Origin of the sequence: Enterobacter sp. MGH120 (genome assembly GCF_001037725.1) — a bacterium.
Classification (GTDB): domain Bacteria; phylum Pseudomonadota; class Gammaproteobacteria; order Enterobacterales; family Enterobacteriaceae; genus Enterobacter; species Enterobacter hormaechei_C.
Genome location: NZ_KQ089940.1, coordinates 1374528 through 1399465, shown reverse-complemented (window position 1 = coordinate 1399465; position 24938 = coordinate 1374528). Strand labels below are relative to the sequence as shown.

General features: G+C 55.8%; 23 protein-coding genes and 1 tRNA gene. 9 read left to right on the top strand and 15 right to left on the bottom strand.

Going from position 1 to position 24938, the window contains the following annotated elements:
* Window positions 1–32 precede the first annotated feature (32 nt).
* The 8 genes from SK54_RS06660 to syd form a co-directional block, all read right to left on the bottom strand.
* Entirely contained in the window at window positions 33–1178 is a 1146-nt protein-coding gene (locus SK54_RS06660) for a glycerate kinase (RefSeq protein ID WP_045331239.1), read from the bottom strand.
* Between the two features lie 77 nt (window positions 1179–1255).
* Window positions 1256–2593 (bottom strand): glucarate dehydratase, encoded by a 1338-nt coding sequence (gene gudD / locus SK54_RS06655; RefSeq protein WP_048246934.1) that lies wholly within the window; start codon window positions 2591–2593, stop codon window positions 1256–1258.
* 15 nt (window positions 2594–2608) lie between these two features.
* On the bottom strand, window positions 2609–3949 hold the full coding sequence (locus SK54_RS06650; RefSeq protein ID WP_026094263.1) for an enolase C-terminal domain-like protein: 1341 nt from the start codon (window positions 3947–3949) through the stop codon (window positions 2609–2611).
* Entirely contained in the window at window positions 3949–5304 is a 1356-nt protein-coding gene (gudP, locus tag SK54_RS06645; protein WP_017692746.1) for a galactarate/glucarate/glycerate transporter GudP, read from the bottom strand. The genes SK54_RS06650 and gudP overlap by 1 nt, the downstream gene beginning before the upstream one ends.
* Before the next feature lie 308 nt (window positions 5305–5612).
* Window positions 5613–6062, bottom strand: coding sequence for a flavodoxin (locus tag SK54_RS06640; protein ID WP_015571732.1), 450 nt, complete (start codon window positions 6060–6062; stop codon window positions 5613–5615).
* Between the two features lie 15 nt (window positions 6063–6077).
* Window positions 6078–6863 (bottom strand): tRNA pseudouridine(65) synthase TruC, encoded by a 786-nt coding sequence (gene truC, locus SK54_RS06635; protein ID WP_015571733.1) that lies wholly within the window; start codon window positions 6861–6863, stop codon window positions 6078–6080.
* Window positions 6860–7189: a YqcC family protein gene (locus SK54_RS06630; RefSeq protein WP_017382834.1), complete on the bottom strand. Its 330-nt coding sequence runs from the start codon at window positions 7187–7189 to the stop codon at window positions 6860–6862. Before SK54_RS06630 ends, truC begins: the two co-directional genes overlap by 4 nt.
* Before the next feature lie 632 nt (window positions 7190–7821).
* Window positions 7822–8367 carry a SecY-interacting protein gene (gene syd / locus SK54_RS06625; RefSeq protein ID WP_048246932.1) on the bottom strand — a complete coding sequence of 182 codons (546 nt, stop codon included), beginning with the start codon at window positions 8365–8367 and terminating at the stop codon, window positions 7822–7824.
* A gap of 69 nt (window positions 8368–8436) precedes the next feature.
* Between syd and queF the strand changes: the two genes are divergently transcribed.
* From queF to xni, 5 genes are all read left to right on the top strand, one after another.
* Window positions 8437–9279 (top strand): NADPH-dependent 7-cyano-7-deazaguanine reductase QueF, encoded by an 843-nt coding sequence (gene queF, locus SK54_RS06620; protein WP_015571734.1) that lies wholly within the window; start codon window positions 8437–8439, stop codon window positions 9277–9279.
* A 116-nt stretch (window positions 9280–9395) separates the two neighbouring features.
* Window positions 9396–10760, top strand: coding sequence for a nucleotide 5'-monophosphate nucleosidase PpnN (gene ppnN, locus SK54_RS06615; protein WP_003862748.1), 1365 nt, complete (start codon window positions 9396–9398; stop codon window positions 10758–10760).
* 504 nt (window positions 10761–11264) lie between these two features.
* Window positions 11265–12554 (top strand): HAAAP family serine/threonine permease, encoded by a 1290-nt coding sequence (locus tag SK54_RS06610; RefSeq protein WP_003862749.1) that lies wholly within the window; start codon window positions 11265–11267, stop codon window positions 12552–12554.
* A 62-nt stretch (window positions 12555–12616) separates the two neighbouring features.
* Window positions 12617–13984 (top strand): L-serine ammonia-lyase, encoded by a 1368-nt coding sequence (locus SK54_RS06605; RefSeq protein WP_045911285.1) that lies wholly within the window; start codon window positions 12617–12619, stop codon window positions 13982–13984.
* Between the two features lie 112 nt (window positions 13985–14096).
* Window positions 14097–14852, top strand: a complete 756-nt coding sequence (gene xni / locus SK54_RS06600) for a flap endonuclease Xni (RefSeq protein ID WP_023295348.1) — start codon at window positions 14097–14099, stop codon at window positions 14850–14852.
* Window positions 14853–14909: 57 nt separating this feature from the next.
* On the opposite strand, the gene rlmM is transcribed toward xni, so the two are convergent.
* The 4 genes from rlmM to SK54_RS06580 all read right to left on the bottom strand — a co-directional run bounded on the left by rlmM (window position 14910) and on the right by SK54_RS06580 (window position 17933).
* Entirely contained in the window at window positions 14910–16010 is a 1101-nt protein-coding gene (gene rlmM / locus SK54_RS06595; RefSeq protein WP_003862754.1) for a 23S rRNA (cytidine(2498)-2'-O)-methyltransferase RlmM, read from the bottom strand.
* Window positions 16003–16398, bottom strand: coding sequence for a DUF423 domain-containing protein (locus tag SK54_RS06590; protein ID WP_003862756.1), 396 nt, complete (start codon window positions 16396–16398; stop codon window positions 16003–16005). The genes rlmM and SK54_RS06590 overlap by 8 nt, the downstream gene beginning before the upstream one ends.
* Window positions 16399–16437: 39 nt before the next feature.
* Window positions 16438–17355 (bottom strand): glycine cleavage system transcriptional regulator GcvA, encoded by a 918-nt coding sequence (gene gcvA / locus SK54_RS06585; RefSeq protein ID WP_003862758.1) that lies wholly within the window; start codon window positions 17353–17355, stop codon window positions 16438–16440.
* 350 nt (window positions 17356–17705) lie between these two features.
* Complete coding sequence (locus SK54_RS06580) at window positions 17706–17933, bottom strand: YgdI/YgdR family lipoprotein (protein WP_015571738.1); 228 nt, start codon at window positions 17931–17933, stop codon at window positions 17706–17708.
* A 191-nt stretch (window positions 17934–18124) separates the two neighbouring features.
* Here SK54_RS06580 and csdA point away from each other — a divergent pair, with 191 nt between their 5' ends.
* Together csdA and csdE are read left to right on the top strand one after the other, a co-directional pair.
* Window positions 18125–19330 carry a cysteine desulfurase CsdA gene (gene csdA / locus SK54_RS06575; RefSeq protein WP_048246931.1) on the top strand — a complete coding sequence of 402 codons (1206 nt, stop codon included), beginning with the start codon at window positions 18125–18127 and terminating at the stop codon, window positions 19328–19330.
* Complete coding sequence (csdE, locus tag SK54_RS06570) at window positions 19330–19776, top strand: cysteine desulfurase sulfur acceptor subunit CsdE (protein WP_017382839.1); 447 nt, start codon at window positions 19330–19332, stop codon at window positions 19774–19776. The genes csdA and csdE overlap by 1 nt, the downstream gene beginning before the upstream one ends.
* On the opposite strand, the gene tcdA is transcribed toward csdE, so the two are convergent.
* Together tcdA and mltA are read right to left on the bottom strand one after the other, a co-directional pair.
* Window positions 19767–20573: a tRNA cyclic N6-threonylcarbamoyladenosine(37) synthase TcdA gene (tcdA, locus tag SK54_RS06565; RefSeq protein WP_006811804.1), complete on the bottom strand. Its 807-nt coding sequence runs from the start codon at window positions 20571–20573 to the stop codon at window positions 19767–19769. The two genes, csdE and tcdA, sit on opposite strands and share 10 nt — an antisense overlap.
* A 75-nt stretch (window positions 20574–20648) precedes the next feature.
* The gene (gene mltA / locus SK54_RS06560; RefSeq protein WP_015571742.1) at window positions 20649–21746 is read right to left on the bottom strand and encodes a murein transglycosylase A; all 1098 of its coding nucleotides are present in this window, start codon (window positions 21744–21746) and stop codon (window positions 20649–20651) included.
* A gap of 208 nt (window positions 21747–21954) precedes the next feature.
* Here mltA and SK54_RS06555 point away from each other — a divergent pair.
* Window positions 21955–22031, top strand: a tRNA-Met gene (locus tag SK54_RS06555).
* Between the two features lie 89 nt (window positions 22032–22120).
* Here SK54_RS06555 and amiC read toward each other — a convergent pair.
* Window positions 22121–23374 (bottom strand): N-acetylmuramoyl-L-alanine amidase AmiC, encoded by a 1254-nt coding sequence (amiC, locus tag SK54_RS06550; RefSeq protein ID WP_017382840.1) that lies wholly within the window; start codon window positions 23372–23374, stop codon window positions 22121–22123.
* Window positions 23375–23601: 227 nt separating this feature from the next.
* Here amiC and argA point away from each other — a divergent pair, with 227 nt between their 5' ends.
* Window positions 23602–24933, top strand: a complete 1332-nt coding sequence (argA, locus tag SK54_RS06545) for an amino-acid N-acetyltransferase (RefSeq protein WP_015571744.1) — start codon at window positions 23602–23604, stop codon at window positions 24931–24933.
* The last annotated feature ends 5 nt before the right edge of the window (window positions 24934–24938 follow it).

Genomic DNA, 24938 nt, shown 5'->3' with positions numbered 1-24938 from the left:
CTTCGCTTACCGGGCTTACAGGAGCACGAACGTTAACGCGACATCCCCTGCCCCATCTTTATCACCGCCGCAATATTCCTTGCGGCCATCTGTACATTCTGTTGCGCATTTTCCAGCGCATCCTCCAGCGAGCAGATGGTGTAAATCACGCTGAATACGGCATCCAGTCCATGCTCATGCACCACGCCAACATCCGCCGTCAGGCTGCCGGCAATGCCGATAACTGGCTTGTTATAGCGTTTCGCGACTCTCGCCACGCCAACGGGCACTTTGCCGTGGATCGTCTGGCTGTCGATACGCCCTTCGCCCGTGATCACCAGATCGGCGTCCGCGACCTGTTCATCAAGATGCAGGGCATCGGTGACAATCTCAATCCCCTGACGGAGCTGTGCGCCGCAAAATGCATACAGCGCCGCCCCCATTCCGCCAGCCGCACCGCCGCCCGCCAGGTTTAAGACGTCAATATCCAGATCCCGGGCGATAATTTTTGCGTAATGCGCCAGCGCGTTGTCCAGCGTCCTGACCATCTCCGGCGTCGCCCCTTTCTGCGGACCAAATACCGCAGAAGCGCCTGTCTCGCCGATCAGAGGGTTGGTTACATCGCAGGCCACTTCAATTCGACAGTCTGCCAGCCGCTTATCCAGCCCGCTAAGATCGATATGTGCAAGGCTTGCCAGTTCGCCGCCGCCCGGCCCTACGGGCTGCGCTTTCGCATCCAGCAGTTTTACGCCCAGCGCCTGCACCATGCCTGCGCCACCGTCATTGGTCGCGCTGCCTCCAATGCCAATAATGATATGCTTAACGCCCGCATCCAGCGCATGACGGATCAGTTCCCCGGTTCCCCAGGAGGTGGTGATTAACGGGTTACGCTTTGCGGGAGCAACAAGCTCCAGACCGCTCGCTGCCGCCATCTCGATAAAGGCGCTTTTCCCGTCTCCGGATAACCCGAAAAACCCTTCCACGCGTTCACCCAAAGGCCCGGTAACGGGAACATGGACAAGACGCCCATGCGTGGCTGCCACCATCGCTTCCACCGTCCCTTCGCCACCATCGGCAACCGGTAATTTGACATAGTCCGCTGACGGGAAAATGTCGCGAAAACCGACCTCTATCGCTGTCGCCACCTCCAGCGCGCTCAAGCTTTCCTTATACGAGTCCGGAGCGATAACAATTTTCATAAGCCATCCTTACGCATGTTAGTTACGTTAAGCATACACCACGTAAGGGACCACTCATGGGAGCGGTCCCAATGTGCTTATCGTACCATGCTCGGACGTTTATTGTCGAATGTCCACTCTGGGATCAGGTATTGCATCGCCAGCGCGTCATCACGCGCACCCAGGCCGTGTTTCTGGTACAGCTCATGTGCTTTCATGACCTGGTCCATATCCAGTTCTACGCCCAGACCCGGTGTAGCAGGAACCTGTACCATACCGCCTTTGATTTCAAACGGCTGTTTGGTCAGGCGCTGGTTGCCCTCCTGCCAGATCCAGTGGGTGTCGATAGCGGTAATGTTGCCCGGCGCGGCAGCCGCCACGTGGGTGAACATCGCCAGCGAGATGTCGAAGTGGTTGTTGGAGTGCGAGCCCCAGGTCAGGCCGAACTCATGGCACATCTGCGCCACGCGAACCGAGCCCTGCATCGTCCAGAAGTGCGGGTCTGCCAGCGGAATGTCCACCGATTGCAGCGAGAGCGTGTGCCCCATCTGACGCCAGTCGGTCGCGATCATGTTGGTGGCGGTTGGCAGCCCGGTGGCGCGACGGAACTCCGCCATCACTTCACGTCCGGAGAACCCCTGCTCTGCACCGCACGGATCTTCCGCATAGGCCAGCACGCCTTTAAGCTGCTTACCGATTTTTATCGCCTCATCAAGCGACCAGGCACCGTTCGGATCCAGCGTGACGCGCGCCTGCGGGAAGCGCTTCGCCAGCGCGGCGATCGCCTCTGCTTCTTCTTCACCCGCCAGTACGCCGCCTTTCAGCTTGAAGTCATTAAAGCCATATTTTTCATACGCGGCTTCCGCCAGGCGCACTACCGCGTCCGGGGTCATCGCTTCATCGTGACGCACACGATACCAGTCGCATTTTTCGTCCGGCTGGCTCTGGTACGGCAGCGGGGTGAGTTTGCGGTTGCCGATAAAGAACAGGTAGCCGAGCATTTCCACTTCGCTGCGCTGTTGGCCGTCGCCCAGCAGGGAGGCGACATTGACGCCAAGATGCTGGCCCAGCAGATCCAGCATCGCGGCTTCAATGCCCGTGACCACATGGATAGTGGTGCGCAGATCAAACGTTTGCAGACCACGGCCACCCGCATCACGATCGGCAAAGGTCGTACGCACGCGAGTCAGCACATTTTTGTACTCGCCCAGCGTTTTACCCACCACCAGCGGAATGGCGTCCTCCAGCGTTTTACGGATCTTCTCCCCGCCCGGGATTTCACCGACACCGGTATGCCCTGAGTTGTCCTTGATCACCACAATATTACGGGTGAAGAACGGCGAATGGGCGCCGCTCAGGTTCATCAGCATGCTGTCATGTCCCGCGACAGGAATGATCTGCATGGAGGTGACTACAGGGGTAGAAAATGTGCTCATCGTTCGATCCTTTTATCAGTGACGTCCAAATACAGGGCGCTTACGGTCAAATGTCCAGCCGGGGATAAGGTACTGCATCGGGCCTGCGTCGTTGCGCGCGCCGCCCGGCAGTTTTTTATACGCTTCATGCGCCTTGTGGATCTGATCCCAGTCAAGCTCCACGCCCAGCCCCGGCGCATCCGGTACGGCAATTGTGCCGTTTTTGATTTCAAGTGGATTTTTGGTCAGGCGCGCTTCGCCTTCCTGCCAGATCCAGTGCGTATCGATGGCGGTCGGGTTGCCCGGCGCCGCCGCGCCAACGTGGGTAAACATCGCCAGCGAAATGTCGAAATGGTTATTGGAGTGGCAGCCCCAGGTGAGCCCCCAGTCATCGCACAGCTGCGCCACGCGCACCGCGCCGGAAAGAGTCCAGAAGTGCGGGTCCGCCAGCGGTATGTCCACCGCATTCAGCATCACCGCATGGCCCATTTCGCGCCAGTTGGTGGCGATCATGTTGGTTGCAACCGGCAGCCCGGTAGCGCGGCGGAATTCGGCCATCACCTCGCGGCCAGAAAAGCCCTGCTCGGCGCCGCACGGATCTTCCGCGTAGGTCAGCACGTCGCCCAGCCCTTTGCACAGCGCGATAGCTTCATCCAGCAGCCAGGCGCCGTTCGGATCGACGGTGATGCGTGCCTCCGGGAAGCGTTTTTTCAACGCGCGCACGCTGTCAATCTCCTGCTCGCCCGGCAGAACGCCGCCTTTCAGCTTGAAGTCTTTAAAGCCGTAGCGATCCTGCGCCGCCTCTGCCAGGCGTACCACCGCTTCGCCAGAGAGCGCCTCCTGATGACGCAGGTGATACCACGCGTGGCTGCCCGGCGAGCGTTCCAGATACGGCAGATCGGTTTTCGTCCGGTCGCCAACGTAGAACAGATAGCCCAGCACCGTTACCGCATCACGCTGTTTGCCTGGCCCCAGCAGTTCGCAGACCGGCACGTTCAGCGCCTTGCCCAGTAAATCGAGGAGAGCCGCCTCCAGCGCCGCCACCGCGTTAACGCGCAGTTCAAACGTCCAGGCGCCTTTGCCGAAGGTATCAAAATCCGCCGACTGGTTGCCCTTATGCACCCGCTGAACCACCTTGTTCAGGCGGGCGACCTCCTGCCCAACCACCTGCGGGATGGCGTCGACCAGCGTCTGGTAAATCACCTCTCCGCCAGGCGCTTCCCCGACGCCGGTATTCCCTGCGCTGTCGGTCAGCACCACAATGTTGCGGGTGAACCAGGCGTTATGCGCGCCACCAATGTTGAGCAGCATGCTGTCCTGCCCCGCCACCGGAATGACCTTCATCTCCGTCACGATCGGGCTTGATTGCGTTGTCATCATCCGCGCTCCCCAACAGGTTTCAGTTCGATTCGTTTGATGTCACCCACCAGCACCAGGTAACTGAGTACCGCCACCAGCGCATGGACGCCTACATAAATCAGCGCGCCGTTGAAGGAGCCGGTGCTGCCGACGATGTAACCGATAGCGATTGGGGTGACAATGCCGGAAATGTTGCCAAACATGTTGAACAGACCGCCGCTCAGGCCGCTGATCTCTTTCGGCGCGGTATCTGCCATCACCGCCCAGCCCAGTGCGCCAATGCCTTTACCGAAGAAGGCCATCGCCATAAAGCCGATAATCATCCACTCCGCGCTGACGTAGTTACAGAACACCATGGTCATGGAGAGCAGCATGCCGAGTACGATTGGCGTTTTACGCGCAATATTCAGCGAACCGGTACGACGCATCAGCCAGTCGGAGATGACCCCGCCAAGCACCCCACCCACGAAGCCGCAGATGGCCGGCACGGAGGCGACAAACCCCGCCTTCAGAATCGACATCCCACGCGCCTGCACCAGGTAAACCGGGAACCAGGTGATAAAGAAGTAGGTTAAGGCGTTAATGCAGTACTGGCCGAGATAGATACCGATCATCATTCGTGAGCCGACGAGCTGTTTGATCTGCCCCCATTTCTGGCTGAACGGAACTTTAGCTTTCTGGGTTTTCTGATCCATGTTGATCAGCGCCCCACCTTCAGCAATGTAGTCCAGCTCTTTCTTGTTCACGCCCGGATGCTGGTTTGGTTCGTGGATCACTTTCAGCCAGATGAAGCTGATGACGATCCCCAGCCCGCCCATGAAGAAGAAGACGTGCGACCAGCCCACTTCGTGCGTCAGCCAGCCCATGATTGGCGCGAAAATAACCGTCGCAAAGTATTGCGCCGAGTTAAAGATGGCTACCGCCGTTCCCCTCTCCTGCGCCGGGAACCAGGCGGCCACAATACGGCTGTTGCCAGGGAACGATGGCGCTTCCGCTAAGCCCACCAGGAAGCGGAGGGTAAAGAGCGCAATGATAATGCCGAAGCCGCTGAAGATATCCACGAAGCCCTGTAACAGGGTAAACATCGACCAGATGAAAATGGACCAGAAATAGACCCGTTTTGAACCAAAGCGGTCCAGCAGCCAGCCGCCAGGGATTTGGCCGATTACGTAGGCCCATGAAAATGCGGAGAAAACATAACCCATACCTACCGGATCAAGTCCGATGTCCTTTGCCATCTCAGAGCCGGCAATGGATAACGTGGCACGGTCGCCGTAGTTGAAAGAGGTGACGATAAACAGCATCACCACTATCCAGTAGCGGGCGTTGGTGCGCTTCTCAGCGCTGCTCGCCGCGTGGCTTAATGTACTCATTGTTGCACTCCTGAAACATAGCTTTCGCCTGGTTCATTCTGTACAGCACCTGTAGGGTAATCAGAATGAGAGATTTGTGTTTGGTTTTGGTACGGCCAGAAGCCGTTTTATAGTGACGGGAAAAGTATATGAAGGAGTGCCTCTTCACCTCACCGTGCAAAAACACAGTATTGAAGGGCGTGAGGGAGGTTGTTTAGGGCATAAGCCCAGAGGAGTGGAAGGTGGTTCACGGAAATGGCGTTTGGGGCGGGGTGTAATGCCGGGTGGCGGCTACGCCTGACCCGGCCTACCATTAGTATAGCGCAGGGTTATTTAAGCAGCGTTGCCCAGTGCTCGACCCACGGGTTTGACTCGCTTTCTGGCTCAGGGTGTTCACCCGCATCAATCAGCAACATCTCTCCGACGCGCTGAGCGCTCTGTTCCTGCAACAGCGCGTCGAACTGTTTACCGCCACCGCAGAAATTAGCGTAAGAGCTATCGCCGAGGGCGATGATGCCATAGTGAACATCTGGCTGATAGCCGAGCTGGTCTTTAATGCCCTGGAAAAGCGGGACGATGCTGTCCGGCAGATCGCCCTGCCCGGTGGTGGAGGTCACCACTAGGATGTATTTATCTTTATACTTTTCCCAGTCCGCCAGCTCCGGATCTTCATAGACCGTTGCTTTATGGCCCTGGTTTACAAGGATTGCTTCCGCTTCCTCCGCCACCAGCAGCGAGTTGCCGTACATCGTGCCGACAAAAATGCCTACTTCAGCCATGCTTTGCTCCCGTAATTATTGCGCTTGCTGTTCATCCTGAACGTTGCCTGCGGCAAACTCAACCCTTTCATTTTCGGGGAGTTGTCCCAGCCAGCCAAACTGTGACAGCGCCTGCATCCAGACCTCGTCCAGCCCCGCGCGAATAGTCAGCGGTTCGCCGGTAAACGGGTGCGTCAGGCGTAGCTCGCTGGCGTGCAGCATCAGCCGGTTACAGCCAAAGTGCTCGGCCGCGCTGCGGTTCTGGCGCAGATCGCCGTGCTTGCTGTCGCCGATAATTGGGTGGCGCAGATGTGCAAGATGGCGGCGAAGCTGGTGCTTGCGCCCGGTTTTGGGCAAAAGCTCAACCAGACTGTATCGCGTGGTCGGAAATTTGCTGGTCGCCACCGGCAGTTCTGTGGTCGCCATACCGCGATAGTCGGTCACCGCAGGCTGCGGGCCTTTATCTTCGCGGGCAAATTTATCGGCGATTTTATCCAGTTCCTCCACCAGCGGATAATCAAGCGTGGCGGAATCCGTCAGCCAGCCACGCACGATGGCGTGGTAGCGCTTTTGCATCTGGTGCTGCTCAAACTGCTGCGAAAGCAGTCGACCCGCCTCACTGGAAAGCCCCATCAGCAGAACGCCAGAGGTTGGCCGATCCAGACGATGGGCAGTAAAGACGTGCTGACCGATCTGATCGCGCACGGTTTGCATGACCACCACTTTCTCATCGCGATCGAGCCAGCTACGGTGCACCAGCCAGCCGGACGGTTTATTCACCGCCACTAACCACTCATCCTGATAAAGGATCTCAAGCGTCATGCATCGTCACCGGCGAAAAGCGCATCGAGCTTTTCCAGCTCCACCAGCATCATGGCACGCGCCGGGTGGGTCGCTTCCAGCGCCATTTCGTAATAGGGAGAGACGGCAAAAGACGCGGGCAACGCGTGGCCACCTTCCAGCAGCGCGTGCATACGCGGAATTAAGACCCACTGGAGCCACTCGAACGGGGCCAGCGTATCCAGACAAAACGGTTGGGTGCTGGCGAACGCGTCTGGCTGCGGCGCGTTATCCTGCCACAGCTGATGCTGGCGCATAAGGGCTTCGATGGCGTGCAACTGCGCACGAACGTTGTCATGATGCGACATATATACCTCAACTGAAAAACGGAATGGCGCGAAGCATAGCATTGCGGAAGACAGAAATAAAAAAAGGGAGCACTGTAAAAACAGTGCTCCCGGTTCGTTTCGCAGCATTCCAGCTACAATACGTGCTCCCTGCTCATCCGTGACAACTTTTCCTGATGCCCGAAGGCCTGGTCATCCCTTTACCTTTTGCTTCCTGCTCACATCGTCCTGATGTGTAGGTTTCATCCTGAAACGTCCTGGCCATCCTGACCCACCGACCATCCTGACCGGCTCTCGTTCTCCTTCCTGGAGGTGTCCCTTACGCATCCTGCGTGATCCACTTTGCTTCATCCTGAAGCCTTCCTGCGGCGTCATCCTGACGTGTCCCTGGTAAGAAACGCCATCATCCTGATGTTCGTTTCTCGTGTCGGCATCCTGTCGACACAGATAGAATCCGCTATTCTGCTTCGTCTTACAACCCACCTTGTAAGCAATGTAAGCCAGGCGAAACGGGGGATTTCCTTTCAGAAAAACACTAACCTGTTGAAAGAAAAGTTAATATTAATCTGAAATTCCTAAGGCAACGCTAACTGTTTCGGCGATGTCTCACAGAGCGTGTAAGAGATCTCTCACACGTCCAGTAGCATCATGGATTACAGAAGCGGCTCAATTTGGGTAAGAAAATCCGCAAGTGAAGGCGCGAGAACGTCGCGATTGCGGGTGCCGAGCGTCTCTTTGATGACCTCGCCAGACAGGTTGCAGACAGAAATGACGTCCAGTTCACTGTCGAGCGTCGCAATAAAAAGAGTCGGAGAGAGCTTAAGGCGTTTTTGCGTGACCAGGTGACCAATGAGGTTTTCCTGAACGCGTTGCAGATCGTCTTCGCTCCAGGTTTGCAGCAGCGTCAGCGGCTGTCCTGCAATACATGCAGTCATATCCCCGGCAAACTGCGTGGTATAAAATGCATGAAGCGCAGGTTGTATCACAATGTCCATCGCGCGTTCAACCGCATTTACATTCTGCTCGCCCGTGAACGGTTTCGGTTGCCAGATAACGTAATCATCCTGCGAAGCGATAATGCACGGTGACGGCACGCCATATAAGTCAGTACTTTGCGGCCACGTCCCCCGCTTTTCATGCCAGGCATCGCAATAGCGGGTCGTGAAGGACGTCAGGGCATTTGCAGTTTCGATATCCACCGATTTCTCTCTTCTTGTAAGACAGGATAAACTCAGCCCATAAGTGTACCTGTAAAGTGGCTATGAAACATGTCTTACGAAAATCATCAGGCGTTAACGGGCTTAACGCTGGGTAAATCGACCGATTACCGCGACACCTACGATGCAAGCCTGTTGCAGGGCGTGCCGCGCAGTCTGAACCGCGATCCGCTCGGGCTGCACGCTGACGCGCTGCCGTTTGTCGGCGGCGACATCTGGACGCTGTACGAACTCTCCTGGCTGAATGCGCGCGGTCTGCCGCAGGTGGCCGTGGGCCACGTCGAGCTGGATTACGCCAGCGTAAACCTGGTCGAATCCAAGAGCTTTAAGCTCTATCTCAACAGCTTTAACCAGACCAAATTCAACAGCTGGGACGAGGTACAACAGACGCTTGAACGTGATTTAAGCGCGTGCGCGCAGGGGAACGTAACCGTCTCGTTATACCGTCTGCATGAGCTGGAAGGACAGCCTGTCGCCCATTTCCACGGCACCTGCATCGACGATCAGGACATTGAGGTGGAAAGCTATGAATTTAGCACCGACTACCTGGAAAACGCGGCGGGCGGAAAAGTGGTCAACGAGACGCTGGTCAGCCATCTGCTGAAATCCAACTGCCTTATCACCCATCAGCCGGACTGGGGCTCGGTACAGATCCAGTACCGCGGCCCGCAGATTGATCGTGAAAAGCTGCTGCGTTACCTGGTGTCATTCCGTCATCACAACGAATTCCACGAGCAGTGCGTGGAGCGCATCTTCAACGACATCCAGCGTTTCTGCCAGCCCGAAAAGCTGAGCGTTTACGCCCGCTACACCCGTCGCGGCGGCCTGGATATCAATCCGTGGCGCACCAATACCGATTTTGTGCCTGCCACCGGACGGCTGGTGCGCCAGTAAGATAAATATTTTCACAATATGCGGGCGGTATTCCGCCCGAAGTGTTGTGAAACGTCATAAGCCAGGGCTATTGTAATCAACAGGGAAAGACGATAATCGTCCCATAAGGAGCTCACTTGATTACACATATTAGCCCGCTTGGCTCTATGGATATGTTGTCGCAGCTGGAAGTGGACATGCTTAAACGCACCGCCAGTAGCGACCTTTATCAACTGTTTCGTAACTGTTCACTTGCCGTACTGAACTCCGGAAGCCTGACCGACAACAGTAAAGAGCTGCTGTCCCGCTTCGAAAGTTTTGATATCAACGTGCTGCGCCGCGAGCGCGGGGTGAAGCTGGAAGTGATCAACCCGCCGGAAGACGCTTTTGTCGACGGGCGTATTATTCGCTCACTTCAGGCCAACCTGTTTGCCGTGCTGCGCGACATTCTGTTTGTTAACGGACAGATCAGCAACGCCGGACGATTCCAGCATCTTGACCTGGAAAGTTCCGTTCATATCACCAACCTGGTCTTCTCCATTCTGCGTAACGCCCGCGCCCTGCACGTGGGCGAAGCGCCGAACATGGTCGTCTGCTGGGGTGGTCACTCCATTAACGAAACCGAATACCTGTATGCCCGCCGCGTGGGGACGCAGCTCGGCCTGCGCGAACTGAATATCTGTACCGGTTGCGGTCCTGGCGCGATGGAAGCGCCAATGAAAGGCGCGGCAGTAGGTCACGCGCAGCAACGCTATAAAGAAGGCCGTTTTATCGGCATGACCGAGCCGTCGATCATCGCCGCTGAGCCGCCTAACCCGCTGGTTAACGAACTGATTATTATGCCGGATATCGAAAAGCGTCTTGAGGCGTTTGTCCGTATCGCGCACGGCATCATCATCTTCCCGGGCGGCGTAGGTACGGCGGAAGAGCTGCTTTATCTGCTCGGGATCCTGATGAATCCGGCCAACAAAGATCAGGTTCTGCCGCTGATCCTGACCGGCCCGAAAGAGAGCGCCGACTACTTCCGCGTGCTGGACGAGTTTATCGTGCATACGCTGGGCGAAGACGCGCGCCGTCACTACCGCATTATTATTGACGATGCCGCAGAAGTGGCCCGTCAGATGAAAAAAGCGATGCCGCTGGTGAAAGAGAATCGTCGTGATACCGGGGATGCCTACAGCTTTAACTGGTCCATCCGTATCGCACCGGATCTTCAGATCCCCTTCGAGCCGTCGCATGAGAACATGGCGAACCTCAAACTCTATCCGGATCAGCCGGTGGAAGTGCTGGCTGCCGACCTGCGTCGCGCCTTCTCTGGCATCGTGGCGGGGAACGTGAAAGAGGTGGGGATACGCGCAATTGAAGAGTTTGGCCCGTATAAGATCCACGGTGATCCGGAGATGATGCGCCGCATGGATGATATGTTGCAGGGCTTTGTCGCTCAGCACCGCATGAAGCTTCCAGGCTCTGCCTATATTCCGTGTTACGAAATCATCAAGTAAAGCGACATTCCTCTCCTCTCAAGCCGGATCGTCATCCGGCTTTTTTATTCGTGTTGCAATTCATAGCGATCTTCAATGTTATTAACAAATCTGACGCCTGCGCAAACGATTACCTCGTTTTTGAAACCGTAAATAATCAGTCTTAATCGAAATTACCCGCCAGAAAATCCTAAAATCCCATTTCTTTACAGCGAAAGACACCTATCTCGCGGGTCGACCTTTTCGAAAACATGTCGTTAATGGTAGCCTTCGCGCCCGTAAATCCTCTTTGATGTTTTTTTAACAGATAAATGGTCTAAAGATACCCACATCACAAGTGGATTATTGCATTTGGGATCGCGATCACTGATAGATTCATAACTAGAATGTATCTTTCCGCCCGCCAATAGTTACGGGCAAAAATTATTAAAAAACCGTCACTGAACGAATTTCATATTACCGTCAGGCGCTTTTTCATCGGATTTGACTAAAAACCTGACAATTTGCTTCCTCCAGGAGATACAGATGGAAACCACTCAAACCAGCACCGTTGCTTCGATTGAATCCCGAAGCGGTTGGCGCAAAACGGATACCATGTGGATGCTTGGCCTGTACGGCACAGCAATCGGCGCTGGTGTACTGTTCCTTCCTATCAACGCAGGTGTCGGCGGTATGATCCCGCTGATCATCATGGCCCTCATCGCCTTCCCGATGACCTTCTTTGCGCACCGAGGCCTGACCCGCTTCGTGCTGTCCGGTAAAAACCCGGGCGAAGACATCACTGAAGTCGTCGAAGAACACTTCGGCGTCGGCGCAGGTAAGCTGATTACCCTGCTCTACTTCTTCGCGATTTACCCGATTCTGCTGGTGTACAGCGTTGCTATCACCAACACCGTAGAAAGCTTTATGATGCACCAGCTTCAGATGACCCCGCCGCCGCGTGCGATTCTGTCCCTGATCCTGATCGTCGGTATGATGACCATCGTGCGCTTCGGCGAGCAGATGATTGTGAAAGCGATGAGCGTGCTGGTGTTCCCGTTTGTTGCGGCTCTGATGGTGCTGGCTCTGTACCTGATCCCACAGTGGAACGGCGCTGCGCTGGAAACCCTGTCTCTGAGCAGCGCATCCACGACCGGCAACGGTCTGCTGCTGACCCTGTGGCTGGCGATCCCGGTTATGGTGTTCTCCTTCAACCACTCGCCAATCATCTCTTCCTTCGCAGTAGCGAAGCGTGAAGAGTACGGCAATGGCGCAGAGAAGAAGTGCTCCAGCATCCTGGCTCGCGCGCACATCATGATGGTACTGACCGTAATGTTCTTCGTGTTCAGCTGCGTGCTGAGCCTCTCCCCGGCGGATCTGGCGGCGGCGAAAGAGCAGAACATCTCTATTCTGTCTTACCTGGCAAACCACTTTAACGCACCGCTGATTGCGTGGATGGCGCCGATCATCGCAATTATAGCCATCACCAAATCCTTCCTGGGCCACTACCTGGGCGCACGTGAAGGCTTCAACGGCATGGTGATTAAATCTCTGCGTGGTAAAGGCAAGACCATTGAAATCAACCGTCTGAACAAAATCACTGCGCTGTTCATGCTGGTGACCACCTGGGCGGTAGCCACCCTGAACCCAAGCATTCTGGGCATGATTGAAACCCTGGGCGGCCCAATTATCGCGATGATCCTGTTCCTGATGCCGATGTACGCGATTCAGAAAGTGCCTGCGATGCGTAAATACAGCGGCCATATCAGCAACGTGTTCGTTGTTGTGATGGGCCTGATTGCCATCTCCGCTATTTTCTACTCGCTGTTCAGCTAATACCTCCTGCGCCGTCTGCGGACGGCGCACTTCTCCCCTCTGACTGAAGCAATGGACGCATCATGATTAGCGTATTCGATATCTTCAAAATCGGTATTGGTCCTTCTAGCTCTCACACCGTCGGACCAATGAAAGCCGGTAAACAATTCACGGATGACTTGATTGCACGCGGCATTTTGCACGACATCACCCGCGTGGTTGTCGATGTATATGGTTCCCTTTCCCTGACCGGTAAAGGCCACCATACCGATATTGCCATTATCATGGGGCTGGCGGGTAATCTGCCGGATACCGTTGATATTGATGCAATACCTGGCTTTATCCAGGACGTGAACACCCACGGTCGTTTGCTGCTGGCGAACGGCGAGCATGAGGTTGAATTCCCGGTTGATCACTGCATGAATTTCCATGCGGATAACCTGTCGCTGCACGAGAATGGCATGCGCATTACCGCGCTGGCCGGCGACAAAGCGGTTTACAGCCAGACGTATTACTCCATCGGCGGCGGGTTTATCGTCGACGAGGAGCATTTTGGTCAAAGCACCAATTCTGCCGTTGATGTGCCGTACCCTTACAAAAACGCGGCCGACTTACAGCGTCACTGCCAGGAGACAGGGCTTTCTCTCTCCGGCCTGATGATGAAAAACGAGCTGGCCCTGCACAGCAAAGAGGAGCTGGAACAGCACTTCGCTAACGTCTGGGAAGTGATGCGCAGCGGCATTGAGCGCGGGATCACCACCGAAGGCGTGCTGCCGGGTAAACTGCGTGTTCCGCGTCGTGCGGCTGCGCTGCGCCGCATGCTGGTCAGCACCGACAAAACCACCACCGACCCGATGGCCGTCGTCGACTGGATCAACATGTTCGCGCTGGCGGTGAACGAAGAGAACGCCGCGGGTGGCCGCGTCGTCACCGCGCCAACCAACGGGGCGTGCGGAATTGTTCCGGCGGTTCTGGCGTATTACGACAAGTTTATCCGTGAAGTGAATGCAAACTCACTCGCGCGGTATATGCTGGTCGCCAGTGCGATTGGCTCACTGTACAAGATGAACGCCTCGATTTCCGGCGCGGAAGTGGGCTGTCAGGGTGAAGTGGGCGTCGCCTGCTCTATGGCGGCGGCGGGTCTGGCCGAATTACTGGGCGCAAGTCCTGCGCAGGTTTGTATTGCGGCGGAAATCGGCATGGAACATAACCTGGGGCTGACCTGCGATCCGGTCGGCGGACAGGTCCAGGTGCCATGCATCGAGCGTAACGCCATCGCCTCTGTGAAAGCGGTGAACGCGGCCCGTATGGCGCTGCGTCGTACCAGCGAACCGCGCGTCTGCCTCGACAAGGTTATCGAAACCATGTACGAAACCGGTAAAGATATGAACGCCAAATACCGCGAAACTTCCCGCGGTGGCCTGGCGATGAAGATCGTCACCTGCGATTAAGCCTCTCAGGAAGCCTCGTTTTGCGAGGCTTCTTCCTGTTTTCGCCACCATTCATAGTTTCATGCTGCGCTCAGTGTTACCCTTCACCTATCAGACAGAAGGGAGATTATCTGTGGCCGTTCATTTGCTTATCGTCGATGCACTTAACCTGATTCGCCGTATTCATGCGGTACAGGGCACCCCCTGCAAGGACACCTGTTTACACGCGCTGGAGCAGCTCATTCGCCATAGCGAACCCACCCACGCTGTTGCCGTATTCGACGATGAAGCACGCAATACCGGCTGGCGGCACCAGCGCCTGCCGGACTACAAAGCCGGACGTGCGCCGATGCCGGACGATCTGCACGCAGAAATGCCCGCTATCCGCGCGGCCTTTGAGCAGCGCGGCGTTCCGTGCTGGGGCGCCCACGGTAATGAGGCTGACGATTTAGCCGCAACGCTGGCGGTTAAAGTCGCGAGCGCCGGGCATCAGGCGACTATCGTTTCAACCGACAAAGGCTACTGCCAGCTGCTCTCTCCAACGATCCGCATCCGGGACTACTTTCAAAAACGCTGGCTGGACGCGCCATTCATTGCCAGCGAGTTTGGCGTATCGCCTGAGCAACTGCCGGATTACTGGGGGCTGGCGGGGATCAGCAGCTCTAAAGTGCCGGGTGTCGCCGGTATTGGACCCAAAAGCGCCGCACAGCTGCTGACGGAGTTTCAGAGTCTGGAAGGAATTTACGCCAGGCTTGATGAAGTGCCGGAAAAATGGCGCAAAAAGCTGGAGGCGCATAAAGAGATGGCGTTTATCTGCCGGGAGGTGGCGACGCTACAGACGGATTTACAGCTGGACGGGAATTTACAGCAGTTAAGGTTAGAACGTTAAAACAACTACACGATTTTGTAGGCCCGGTAAGCGCAGCGCCACCGGGCGTTACAAACGTTATCGCTCGTCGCGACGCCCACCCACTGCCGCCCACCAGCGACGGATATGGACCGTCACTTCTTCGCGGTCGTGATAAAGCTGACGCGCCTGGATTTCCGCGTTAATCCCGTGTTCGTCCAGCTGCTGCTGAATATAGGCCAGGTTCTGCGACACCTCTTCGTAGCGCTTTTTCATCGGCAGCTTGAGGTTGAAAATCGTCTCACGACACCAGCCGTTCACCAGCCAGGAGGCCATCAGCGCCGCGACTTTCGCCGGTTTTTCTACCATGTCGCACACCATCCAGGAGATGTTGTTGCGGTTCGGGCGATAGCGGAAGCCGTCCTCACGCAGCCAGGTGACCTGCCCGGTATCCATCAGGCTTTGCGCCATCGGGCCGTTATCCACAGACGAAACCCACATATTGCGTTTCACCAGCTGATAGGTCCAGCCGCCCGGGCACGCGCCAAGGTCGACGGCATACATGCCGTTTGCCAGACGTTCGTCCCACTCGTCCGCCGGGATAAAGACGTGAAACGCCTCTTCCAGCTTCAGGGTTGAACGGCTCGGCGCATCTGCCGGGAAGCGCAGACGCGGGATCCCCATAAAGAACGGCGAATTATTGGTGGTATACGAGTAGCCGGCGTAGCAACATCCTGGCGCAATAAAGAAGATATGAACGACCGGGCGCTTTGGCGTTTCGTAGTTTGTCAGCACACCCGCATCACGCAGCGCCGCGCGCAGCGGCACGGTGAACTTACGGCAGAACTTCATCAGCTCTTTGCTTTCGTTGGTGTCGGCCACTTCCACGCGCAAATCGCCGCCCTTCTCCACCACACCCTGCAACAGGCCAACAATCGGCGTGATGCGATCTTCCGGCGGAAGATCTTTCAGCAGTTCGCCCGCGACAAACATCTGACGGGCGAAAATCAATGAGCTGAACGGCAGTTCGCGCGCCAGCTTGTCGGCATCATCAGGCTGATAGCATTCAAATACCACATAGCCCGCGTTCTCTTTGACGCGAGCGAATCCAAAGACTTCACGCTTCGCCGCTTTATCGGTGATTTCCGCGGCGCACTCTTTCTCAAACCCCGGGCGACAATATAAAACAACCTTATTCATGAACAACGCCCTTGCGTTTCAGACGGATAGCTCCGATAAACATTAACACCCAACCCGCCAGGAAGCTGACGCCGCCGACAGGTGTAACAAACGCCCACAGGCGTAAATGCGACAGCGCCAGACAGTAAAGACTGCCGCTGAACAGTACGGTACCCAGCGCCAGAAAGACGCTGCTCCAGTAAAACCAGATGCTGATGCGGCGCTGCATCGCCACCGCCAGCCCAAAAATTGCCAGCGTGTGGAACGCCTGATATTCAAGGCCGGTCTGGATCCAACCCATCTCCACAACGCCCAGAGATTTGCTTAAGACATGCGCGCCAAACGCGCCCAGAGCTACAAAAATAAAGCCACTCACCGCGGCGAAAATCAGCATGAATCGGCTGGTCATGTTTAAGTCCTGAATTGATGCGTGCCCGGCACACAAACGTTATTGTTCATACCTGAAGCGGAATTTTTCTTGCTCGCTTGCCGCTTTCGCCAGTATCCACTGCCGGAAAGCGGCTATTTTACCCAGTTCTGCCTGACTGTCATGACAAACCAGATAAAATGCATTCTTGCTGACCAGTACATCGTTAAATGGGCAAACCAGACGGCCTGCCTCAATTTCGGACTGCGCCATAACGTTGTTTGCCAACGCCACGCCCTGCCCGTGAATGGCAGCCTGTAGCACCATCGCGCTGTGGCTAAAAATGGGCCCCTGCTGCACGTTTATATGATTAAGACCTAACTGGCGGGTATAAGTTTGCCAGTCGCGACGCGAAGCATCGTGCAAAAGCGTATGTTGCGCCAGATCGGCGGGCGTTTTGAGCGCTTTATCCCCCGTCAGCAGCAGCGGTGAACAGACCGGCAACAGATATTCTGCGTATAATTTTTCCACACGCAAGCCCGGCCAGTTACCGCGACCGTAAAAAATCGCCACGTCCACATCATCTGCCAGCTTGTCTTCCTGACGGTCCACCGCCTGGATTCGGACATCGATTCCCGGATAAGTTGAGTTAAAGCTTGAGAGTCGCGGCACCAGCCACTGAATGGCAAAACTGGGCAATAAACTCACAGTCAGAGCGCCTTTTGCGCTCCGGGCCTGAAGCTTGCGAGTGGCTTCCGTCAGCTGGGAAAAAATCTCTTTAATATCCTGAAAATAGCTCTGCCCCTCTTCGGTCAACAGCAACGAACGGTTGCGTCGACGGAACAGCTTAAGCCCCAGAAAATCCTCCAGAGACTTGATTTGATGACTTACTGCGGCCTGTGTCACAAAAAGCTCATCGGCTGCGCGGGTGAAGCTGAGGTGGCGTGCTGCTGCATCAAAAACACGTAATGCATTTAGGGGTGGCAATCGCTTGGACATGGTTATCTGGCTTAGATGTTAACGAGATTTAACATATAGGAAACAACGTTTAACCTATTAGTTTTTTTTATCTGAGCCATTATAATTTGTCCGTTGAGGAACTACCAGCAAATACCTATAGTGGCGGCACTTCCTGAGCCGGAACGAAAAGCTTTTTTTGGAATGCGTGTTCTGAAGGGCTTTTGGCTTACGGTTGTGATGTTGTGTTGTTGTGTTTGCAATTGGTCTGCGATTCAGACCACGGTAGCAACGCTACCAATTTTTCACTTCCTGTACATTTACCCTGTCTGTCCATAGTGATTAATGTAGCACCGCCAACTTGCGGTGCTTTTTTTTCGCTTATCTAACTGTTAATGCTCGATTTCCTTCATCTCTTTCACATCACTGCGGTTGATCTGCTGTTTGTTCCCGTTAGCATCTTTGTAAGAAATCATCCCGGTATCATTATCGGTTGTCGGTTTCCCTTCAGAGACGATAGATCGACCATCGTTGGTATGCATTACGTAGTTATTACCAGAACAGGCGCTCAGGGCAAAGGTCAACGCACAGGCAGAAATGATTGCAGCTGTCTTTTTCATGATTATCTCCTTTAGCAATTAATGCTATTCAAACCTCGATTTATAACAGGCTAAAACATCCGCCTAACACTATTTAGCATAACCTGCTTTTTCAGACTCGCCAGGATAAGCAGACAAATCTGATAGATATCAACTTCCTTGCCCTGCCGATGAATTTGCGCGACGATCGTAGAATCGATATGAGGAATTCCATGAACGCTTTCAGTCCTGCGCAGTTTCGCGCACAGTTTCCTGCGCTGGCCGATGCCGGCATTTATCTTGATAGCGCCGCCACGGCCCTTAAACCGCAGGCGGTGATTGAGGCAACCCGCCAGTTTTACAGCCTGAGCGCCGGGAACGTGCACCGCAGCCAGTATGCCGACGCGCAGCGCTTAACGGCGCAATACGAAGCCGCACGGGATCAGGTCGCGCGCCTGATCAATGCTGACAGCGGTAAGAACATCGTCTGGACGCGGGGCACCACAGAGGCCATTAACATGGTGGCGCAATGTTACGCGCGTCCGCTGTTGCAGCCCGGGGATGAGATCATCGTTAGCGAGGCGGAACACCACGCCAACCTGGTACCCTGGCTGATGGTGGCCGAACAAACCGGGGCACAGGTTGTAAAGCTCCCGTTGGGTGCGGGCTTCCTGCCTGACGTGGCGCGTCTGCCTGAGCTGATTACGCCGCGCAGCCGTATTCTGGCGCTGGGGCAGATGTCCAACGTCACCGGCGGCTGCCCGGATCTGGCGCGTGCCATTGAGATTGCCCATGCCAGCGGCGTGGTGGTGATGGTCGACGGTGCGCAGGGTGTGGTGCATTTTCCGGCTGACGTTCAGGCGCTGGATATCGACTTCTATGCCTTCTCAGGACACAAATTGTACGGGCCAACCGGTATCGGCGCGCTGTACGGAAAACCTGAACTGCTGGCCCGGATGACGCCGTGGCTCGGCGGCGGCAAGATGATTACCGAAGTCACCTTCGACGGTTTTAAAACGCAGGATGTACCCTACCGCCTGGAAGCCGGTACCCCAAACGTGGCCGGGGTTATCGGTCTGAGCGCAGCGCTCGAATGGCTGGCAGAAACGGACGTGGTTCAGGCTGAAAGCTGGAGCCGGGGTCTGGCGACGCTGGCGGAAGAAGAACTGAAAAAACGTCCGGGTTTTCGCTCGTTCCGCGTCCAGGACTCCAGCCTGCTCGCCTTTGATTTCGCGGGCGTGCACCATAGCGACATGGTGACGTTGCTTGCCGGATATGGCATTGCCCTGCGTGCCGGACAGCACTGCGCCCAGCCGCTGCTGGCGGCTATTGGCGTGAGCGGTACCCTGCGCGCCTCGTTTGCACCGTACAATACAAAAAGCGACGTCGATGCGCTGGTTTCCGCCGTCGACCGCGCCCTGGAATTACTGGTGGATTAATGACAAGTTCAGCTTTAGCCGGACACCCGTTCGGCACCGTTATTACTGAAGAGACGTTAAAACAGACCTTCGTCCCGCTCACGCAGTGGGAAGATAAATATCGTCAGCTGATCCTGCTGGGTAAACAGTTGCCCACGCTGTCAGACGAGCTGAAATCACAGGCGAAGGAGATCGCAGGCTGCGAGAACCGCGTCTGGCTTGGGTTTAGCGTATCCGGTGAGAAACTGCATTTCTTCGGCGACAGCGAGGGACGCATTGTTCGCGGTCTGCTGGCGGTGCTGTTGACCGCAATCGAAGGGAAAAGCGCCGCAGAACTGCTGGCGCATTCTCCGCTGGCGCTGTTTGATGAGCTGGGACTTCGCGCGCAGCTTAGCGCCTCGCGCGGTCAGGGACTGATTGCGCTAAACGACGCGGTACTGGATGCCGCCCGTCAGGCTCAGGCCTGACGTTCCGCCTTCGCCATCATCTTCTTCAGGGCGTGAGAGACCGCCACAAAGCCGAAGGAGGCGGTCACCATGGTGGCCGCTCCAAACCCTGAGGCACAATCCATCCGCTTTGGCCCTTCCGCCGTGCTTTTCATTGCACAGACCGAACCATCCGCCTGCGGATAAACCAGCGCTTCTGTCGAGAACACACAGTCCACGCCCAGCTTGCCTTTGCTATTTTTCACCACGTTGAAGTCGCTTTTTAAGCGCTCGCGCAGCTTAGCGGCCAGCGGATCCTGAATGGTCTTCGCCAAATCCGCCACCTGGATCTGCGTCGGATCAATTTGTCCACCCGCGCCGCCCGTTGTCACCAGCGGCACCTTGTAACGACGACAGTAAGCGATCAGCGCCGCTTTTGGCCGCACGCTGTCGATGGCATCAATCACATAGCTGTAGCCTTTGCTCATGTACTCCGCGACGTTATCTGCCGTCACAAAGTCGTCGATCACCGTCACCCTACACTCCGGGTTGATGAGACGAATACGCTCCGCCATCACCTCGGACTTCGCCAGACCGACGTTATCACGCAGGGCGTGGATCTGACGGTTAGTGTTAGTGACGCAGACGTCATCCATATCAATCAACGTAATTGCGCCAATGCCGGTTCTCGCCAGCGCTTCTGCCGCCCATGAACCCACACCACCAATGCCCACCACGCAGACATGCGCATCCGCGAACAGTTGCAGGGCTTTTTCACCATATAACCGTGCCGTGCCGCCGAAACGCTGGCGCCAGGCATCGCTGATTACCACAGACATAAAACCTCAGATGTAAAAAGGGTGAGGTATTCCTCACCCTGAACCGTAATCCGTCTTGCCCTCAGAATACCACAATCAGCCGCTGAATACGTTTCCGGTACCCGGCGCTGCCTTCAGCACCCACACGCGTCCGTAGTGGTTATACCAGCCTGCACGATGGCCGGCATCCGGGCCGATGCCCTGATAAATGTCGAAGTGCTGGCCTTTGATCGCCCCACCCACGTCCAGCGCCACCATCAGGCGTAATTCATACTTGCCGTTGAATTTGCCGTTGTTGTCGAGGAGTGGAACTTCCGCCAGCAGTGTAGTACCTGCCGGGATAATCGAACGATCCGATGCTACAGAAGCGCGGCCAATCAGCGGGACGGCGCTCGCCCCTTTCACCGGCGCAAAGTTCTGCGGTTTGAAGAAGACAAACGATGGGTTCTGCTCAAGCAGCTCACGCACTTCCGCTTCGCTGTGTTTTTCGCCCCACTCGCGGATCGCCTGCATCGACATATCTTCTCGTTTCACTTCGCCACGGTCGATGAGCACCTTACCGATGCTGCGATAGGCATGGCCATTTTTCCCGGCGTAGCTAAAGAAGTTCAGCGGCGAGCCGTCGCCAAAATCAATATAGCCGCTGCCCTGCACGTCCATAATGAAGTTGTCCATCAGGGAGTTGCTGTAGGCCAGCACGTAATTTTCGCTCAGCGCGCCAGCGTAGATCTCGGCGCGGGACGGCAGACGACCGCGTTTCGGCGGCATACGGTAAATGGGATACTGGAACTCGCCCTGGCGTGTGTGTCGCGCCTGGACAACCGGGGTGTAGTAACCGGTGAACTGGACGTTACCGTAGTTATCCGCCCCCTCCATCTGCCAGGCATCGATACCAAACTGGCGCATATTGCGGGTATCACCGCCTGCACGCAGCCAGTCCTGGACGGCGCTATAGACATTGTTCTGCGAACCGTATAAACGCGGAGAAGCAGTGCGGATCTGGTAGACCTGCTCGGAGAAGTCTCCGGCATTGATCGGAGCGCCCACGGCGTCTGGCTGGTTAACTAAAGAGAAAGGCTGGGATAACTTCCCGTCTTTATACTGTTGACCGCGATCGGTCGGTTTGGAAGAGCAGGCCGCAAGAATCGCCACCATTGCGCCTGTCATCAGATACTTCGCCCAACGTCCTTTCATTATATCTCGTCTTTTAGTTGCCCAATTCCGCGAGATGAAGATAACAAACCCACCGTGTTAATGAAATGCAATCACCTTCCCTTTGGCAAATTCTGCACAAAAAATAGTCCAAAGTGGCTTTTGCCGTTCATTTTGCATACAAAATAATGAATTATGTGAAAAAGGGGTTGCATCACAAACCTATCCGAGTATAGTGCGCTTCCACGGACGCGGGGTGGAGCAGCCTGGTAGCTCGTCGGGCTCATAACCCGAAGGTCGTCGGTTCAAATCCGGCCCCCGCAACCAACACTTCTTAAAACAATAAACACCCTGAAGGGTGTTTTTTTGTATCTGGCGTTTGTGAAAATGCCGGGCATGATACCCGGCTTAATGCCCTACCCCCGCCGCGCCAGCGTTTCCCCGTCTGAGAAGTAGGCCCGGATCCCCGCCAGAATCGACTCCGCCACTTCCTGCTGGAATTTAGCCGTCTTGAGCTTACGTTCCTCTTCCACGTTACTGATAAACGCGGTTTCGACCAGAATGGATGGAATATCTGGCGCTTTCAGGACCGCAAATCCGGCCTGCTCGACGCTGTTTTTGTGCAGCTTGTTGACCCGGCCCAGCTTGCCCAGCACCGCTTTACCAAACTTCAGGCTGTCGGTAATGGTCAGCGACTGCACCATATCAAACATCGTATGGTCGACGTAACGGTCGCCACTTTTGCTCACGCCACCGATTAAATCCGAGGCGTTCTGCGTGTCCGCCAGGTATCTCGCGGCGGTACTGGTCGCCCCTTTCGTTGACAGGGCAAACACTGAAGATCCGCTCGGCTGGCGGCTGGTGAAGGCATCCGCGTGAATAGAGACAAACAGATCCGCGCGCTGCTTTTGCGCTTTTGCCACGCGGACCTTCAGCGGGATAAAGACATCTTCGTTGCGCGTCATGTAGGCGCGCATATTGCCCTCTTTGTCGATCAACGCCTTCAGACGACGGGCAATTTGCAGCACCACATCTTTTTCGCGGGTGCGATATTTCCCGACGGCGCCGGAATCTTCTCCGCCGTGGCCAGGATCGAGCATGATCACAATCGGGCGATCGCGCCCCGCCTTGCCCGGCTGTGGGCCACTTTGCGCTGGCGGAACCTGGCTGTCGAGATCGCCTTTGTTGTAATCCTCAAGTAATGCCAGAAGCGGATCCTGAATATCCGTCGCATTCGCCGGATAGAGATCCATCACCAGACGCTCCTTAAAGGCGGCTACAGGCGCAAGGGCAAAGAGCTGAGGTTTCACGTTCTGCTTCAGCTCAAACACCATGCGCACGGTTTGCGGATCGAACTGCCCGACGCGCGCCGATTTGATAAAGGGATCGTCGCCACGGATCTGAGCTGCCATGCCTTTAAGCACGGAGTTGAGGTTTACACCTTCGAGATCAACCACCACACGTTCAGGATTGCTGAGGGCAAATTGCTTGTATTTCAGCACGCGATTGGACTCGACCGTCACGCGCGTATAGGTCGACGACGGCCAGACGCGCACCGCGACTACCTGGCTTGTGGCGGCAAGACCCACCTGGCTGACGCTAAGCAACCACATCGCCCCGGCCCCTTTTAACAGGCGGCGGCGGCTTATTGCTGAATTGGATCCCGACATGCTTCTCCCGAGCAAGAAATCTGATTGATGAACAAAACGCCCAAATTGACCGAAAACTTTAACGAATGACGCATAAACTGTCATCTATAAAAGGGTAAACAATCATACGTTAACGCACGGATTACTTATTATTTTCTGTGGGTCGCAGAAAATTTAGGCTTGCACACGCGGCCACAATCGAATAAAAATACAGAAATTACGAATAAACATTCACTAAGGGTTGTGTCATGGTTAAGGAACGCAGAACCGAACTGGTCCAGGGATTCCGCCATTCTGTTCCCTATATCAACACCCATCGGGGAAAAACGTTTGTCATCATGCTTGGCGGCGAAGCCATTGAGCATGAAAACTTTTCCAGCATCGTCAATGATATCGGCCTGCTGCACAGCCTCGGCATCCGTCTGGTGGTGGTGTATGGCGCACGTCCGCAAATCGAAGCCAACCTGGCCGCCCATCACCATGAGCCGATCTACCACAAACACACGCGCGTGACGGATGCGAAAACCCTCGAGCTGGTCAAACAGGCGGCGGGTCTGTTGCAGCTCGATATCACCGCCCGCCTGTCGATGAGCCTGAATAATACGCCGTTGCAGGGCGCGCACATCAACGTGGTGAGCGGCAACTTTATCATCGCTCAGCCGCTCGGCGTGGACGATGGCGTGGATTACTGCCACAGCGGCCGCATCCGCCGTATTGATGAAGAAGCCATTCACCGCCAGTTAGATAATGGCGCGATCGTCCTGATGGGACCCGTTGCCGTCTCCGTAACGGGTGAAAGTTTTAATCTGACCTCAGAAGAGATTGCCACCCAGTTGGCCATCAAGCTGAAAGCGGAAAAAATGATCGGCTTTTGCTCCTCACAGGGTGTCGTGAACGATGAGGGCGTGATTGTGCCAGAACTTTTTCCGAATGAAGCCCAGGCGCGCGTCGAAGCGCTGGAAGCAGAAGGCGATTACTATTCCGGTACCGTGCGTTTTCTGCGCGGCGCCGTTAAAGCGTGCCGTAGCGGGGTGCGCCGGAGCCACCTGATCAGCTATCAGGAAGACGGCGCGCTGTTGCAGGAGCTGTTCTCCCGGGACGGGATCGGTACGCAGATCGTCATGGAGAGCGCCGAGCAGATCCGCCGTGCCACCATCAACGATATCGGCGGCATTCTGGAGCTGATCCGTCCGCTGGAACAACAGGGCATTCTGGTTCGCCGCTCCCGCGAACAGCTGGAGATGGAGATCGACAAGTTCACCATCATTCAGCGCGATAACCTGACCATAGCCTGTGCGGCGCTTTATCCGTTCCCGGAAGAGCAGATTGGCGAAATGGCATGCGTCGCCGTGCATCCTGATTACCGTAGCTCCTCACGGGGGGAACTGCTGCTTGAACGCGTGGCGGCACAGGCGCGCCAGATGGGTCTGAGCAAGCTGTTCGTGCTTACCACGCGCAGCATTCACTGGTTCCAGGAGCGCGGCTTCACGCCGGTGGATATTGATTCCCTGCCGGAAAGTAAGAAAGAGATGTACAACTACCAGCGCCGCTCGAAGGTGTTAATGGCGGACCTGGGATAACAGTC

What these genes read in the sequence shown, in the direction of transcription:
- SK54_RS06660 (WP_045331239.1), bottom strand. Translation starts at nt 1,178, where the DNA reads ATGAAAATTGTTATCGCTCCGGACTCGTATAAGGAAAGCTTGAGCGCG.
- gudD (WP_048246934.1), bottom strand. Translation starts at nt 2,593, where the DNA reads ATGAGCACATTTTCTACCCCTGTAGTCACCTCCATGCAGATCATTCCT.
- SK54_RS06650 (WP_026094263.1), bottom strand. Translation starts at nt 3,949, where the DNA reads ATGACAACGCAATCAAGCCCGATCGTGACGGAGATGAAGGTCATTCCG.
- gudP (WP_017692746.1), bottom strand. Translation starts at nt 5,304, where the DNA reads ATGAGTACATTAAGCCACGCGGCGAGCAGCGCTGAGAAGCGCACCAAC.
- SK54_RS06640 (WP_015571732.1), bottom strand. Translation starts at nt 6,062, where the DNA reads ATGGCTGAAGTAGGCATTTTTGTCGGCACGATGTACGGCAACTCGCTG.
- truC (WP_015571733.1), bottom strand. Translation starts at nt 6,863, where the DNA reads ATGACGCTTGAGATCCTTTATCAGGATGAGTGGTTAGTGGCGGTGAAT.
- SK54_RS06630 (WP_017382834.1), bottom strand. Translation starts at nt 7,189, where the DNA reads ATGTCGCATCATGACAACGTTCGTGCGCAGTTGCACGCCATCGAAGCC.
- queF (WP_015571734.1), top strand. Translation starts at nt 8,437, where the DNA reads ATGTCTTACGAAAATCATCAGGCGTTAACGGGCTTAACGCTGGGTAAA.
- SK54_RS06610 (WP_003862749.1), top strand. Translation starts at nt 11,265, where the DNA reads ATGGAAACCACTCAAACCAGCACCGTTGCTTCGATTGAATCCCGAAGC.
- SK54_RS06605 (WP_045911285.1), top strand. Translation starts at nt 12,617, where the DNA reads ATGATTAGCGTATTCGATATCTTCAAAATCGGTATTGGTCCTTCTAGC.
- rlmM (WP_003862754.1), bottom strand. Translation starts at nt 16,010, where the DNA reads ATGAATAAGGTTGTTTTATATTGTCGCCCGGGGTTTGAGAAAGAGTGC.
- SK54_RS06590 (WP_003862756.1), bottom strand. Translation starts at nt 16,398, where the DNA reads ATGACCAGCCGATTCATGCTGATTTTCGCCGCGGTGAGTGGCTTTATT.
- gcvA (WP_003862758.1), bottom strand. Translation starts at nt 17,355, where the DNA reads ATGTCCAAGCGATTGCCACCCCTAAATGCATTACGTGTTTTTGATGCA.
- SK54_RS06580 (WP_015571738.1), bottom strand. Translation starts at nt 17,933, where the DNA reads ATGAAAAAGACAGCTGCAATCATTTCTGCCTGTGCGTTGACCTTTGCC.
- csdA (WP_048246931.1), top strand. Translation starts at nt 18,125, where the DNA reads ATGAACGCTTTCAGTCCTGCGCAGTTTCGCGCACAGTTTCCTGCGCTG.
- csdE (WP_017382839.1), top strand. Translation starts at nt 19,330, where the DNA reads ATGACAAGTTCAGCTTTAGCCGGACACCCGTTCGGCACCGTTATTACT.
- tcdA (WP_006811804.1), bottom strand. Translation starts at nt 20,573, where the DNA reads ATGTCTGTGGTAATCAGCGATGCCTGGCGCCAGCGTTTCGGCGGCACG.
- mltA (WP_015571742.1), bottom strand. Translation starts at nt 21,746, where the DNA reads ATGAAAGGACGTTGGGCGAAGTATCTGATGACAGGCGCAATGGTGGCG.
- amiC (WP_017382840.1), bottom strand. Translation starts at nt 23,374, where the DNA reads ATGTCGGGATCCAATTCAGCAATAAGCCGCCGCCGCCTGTTAAAAGGG.
- argA (WP_015571744.1), top strand. Translation starts at nt 23,602, where the DNA reads ATGGTTAAGGAACGCAGAACCGAACTGGTCCAGGGATTCCGCCATTCT.